3 protein-coding genes are annotated in these 1755 nt (G+C 45.1%); 1 reads left to right on the plus strand and 2 read right to left on the minus strand.

Annotation, left to right across the window (positions count from 1 at the left end; all coding sequences use genetic code 11):
* Positions 1 to 260 precede the first annotated feature (260 nt).
* A complete protein-coding gene (locus JGK20_RS34140; RefSeq protein ID WP_096830678.1) occupies positions 261 to 383 on the minus strand; it encodes a hypothetical protein in 123 nt (40 codons plus the stop codon).
* Between the two features lie 20 nt (positions 384 to 403).
* Between JGK20_RS34140 and JGK20_RS34145 the strand changes: the two genes are divergently transcribed.
* Positions 404 to 847, plus strand: a complete 444-nt coding sequence (locus JGK20_RS34145; protein WP_366039883.1) for a DNA-3-methyladenine glycosylase — start codon at positions 404 to 406, stop codon at positions 845 to 847.
* On the opposite strand, the gene JGK20_RS34150 is transcribed toward JGK20_RS34145, so the two are convergent.
* The coding region (locus tag JGK20_RS34150) for a transposase (protein ID WP_293233823.1) at positions 819 to 1755 on the minus strand (937 nt) is incomplete at its 5' end. The two genes, JGK20_RS34145 and JGK20_RS34150, sit on opposite strands and share 29 nt — an antisense overlap.

Raw genomic sequence — 1755 nt, forward strand, 5'->3', positions numbered from 1 at the left:
CCTGCGCGGACTAAGAAATAATATCAATTCCGGTTGCACCGGAATGACAAGCGAGGAGACTCAAGATGCCGTTTCCCTACCCCAGATTCATTGTAGGGAAACGGCATCTTGAGTCTCCTTATTTCGGTAATATTAATAATTCCGATGCTACCGGATTTGATATAAGGGGGATTTAAGCAGGATTTGATATTAGATCGAAAAAAAACCGCCGCCTGTGATTCAGGCAACGGTTTTTTTAAGCAACTAATTACCAGCTAAAATTAGTGAGCAGAACCGTTACCGTGATACTTGTCACTATCGTAGAAGCCGTTTTTTGTGCCGAAGAACAAACAGCACACGGTGAAAACTGCTGTCAAGACTGCTAAAACTAACTTAACGTCCATAATTTACTGTCTCCTGTTGAATGAGTGCAAATACTCAGATTGTAGAATCTTTTTGGCTGGCGCGGACATCTACCAGCGTAGCGCCTGATTTACTGGGCTGTACTCTGGTGCGACAGTTTCCTGATGGCGAGATTATTCGGGGAATGATTGTGGAAACAGAAGCTTACGCCCCGGGAGATCCTGCTTGTCACGCTTACCGACAGCAGACTCCTCGCAATCAGGCGATGTTCGGGCGTGCGGGTATCGGCTACGTTTACTTAATTTACGGGATGTATCACTGTTTTAACGTGGTGACGGATGCGGAGGGGGTTGGTAGCGCTGTACTGGTGCGAGCTTTGCAGCTAGATGCGCCTTCTGTCAAGTTCGCTGCAATTCCCGAAAAAAAGCTGTTGCGCCTCGCCGCCGGGCCTGGGAAGCTGTTTGACACTCCCCTGCCTAAAGGCGAGGGGATTCTTTGTTCATAGACTCAACTTGCTCAGACAGGATTTCTCCAGCCAAAGTAGAGGTCAAATCTCCCAAAGCGTTCGGGTTTAAAACCCAAGTTCCGGTATGCCCTACCGTACTCAAGGCTAATTTCAGAATATTAATCGCTGCGTTCCAATCCCTATCCATAACAAATCCACATTCACAAACGTGGGTTCTTACGGATAGGGATTTTTTTACGATTGCACCGCAATTTGAACATTTTTGTGAAGTATAAGCAGGATTAACGGCAACCGTTACCCGACCAAATTTCACACCAAAATACTCCAACCACTTTCTGAATTGATACCAACCTGCGTCATTAATCGATTTAGCGAGACAGTGATTCTTTACTAGATTCTTTATTCTCAAATCTTCGTAAGCGACCAAATCGTTAGATTGGATTACGCAACGCGCCAGTTTCTTAGCGTGTTCTTCACGTTGCCGACTTATTTTGAGGTGTACTCGTCCTAATCGATTAATTGCTTTCTTGCGGTTGGCAGAGCCTTTCTTTTTGCGAGAAACACGGCGTTGCCGAAACTTCAGCCGTTTCTCGCTTGTTCGATAAAACTTGGGATTCGGTTCAACATGACCATCGGAGTCTGTATAAAACTCTTTCAGTCCCACGTCTAGTCCAACTGTTTTACCTGCTGGTGCTGCATCTACTTTGTTGTCGGCGCTGATTGCAAATTGAACGTAGTAACCATCAGCGCGATGTATCAAACGAACTCGTTTAATCTGATCGATTTGGTAGAAATTGAGATCCCACGTTCCTTTTAGTTTGAGCTTGCCAATTCCCTTTTTATCAGTGAATGTGATTTGCTTCCGAGTTTCTGAGAGTTTCCAGCCGCTGACTTTATACTCAACTGAGCGACTGTTTTTCTTGAAAGTCGGATAACCTTTCTTTCCG

It is taken from the genome of Microcoleus sp. PH2017_05_CCC_O_A (assembly GCF_020738785.1).
Classification (GTDB): Bacteria; Cyanobacteriota; Cyanobacteriia; order Cyanobacteriales; family Microcoleaceae; genus Microcoleus.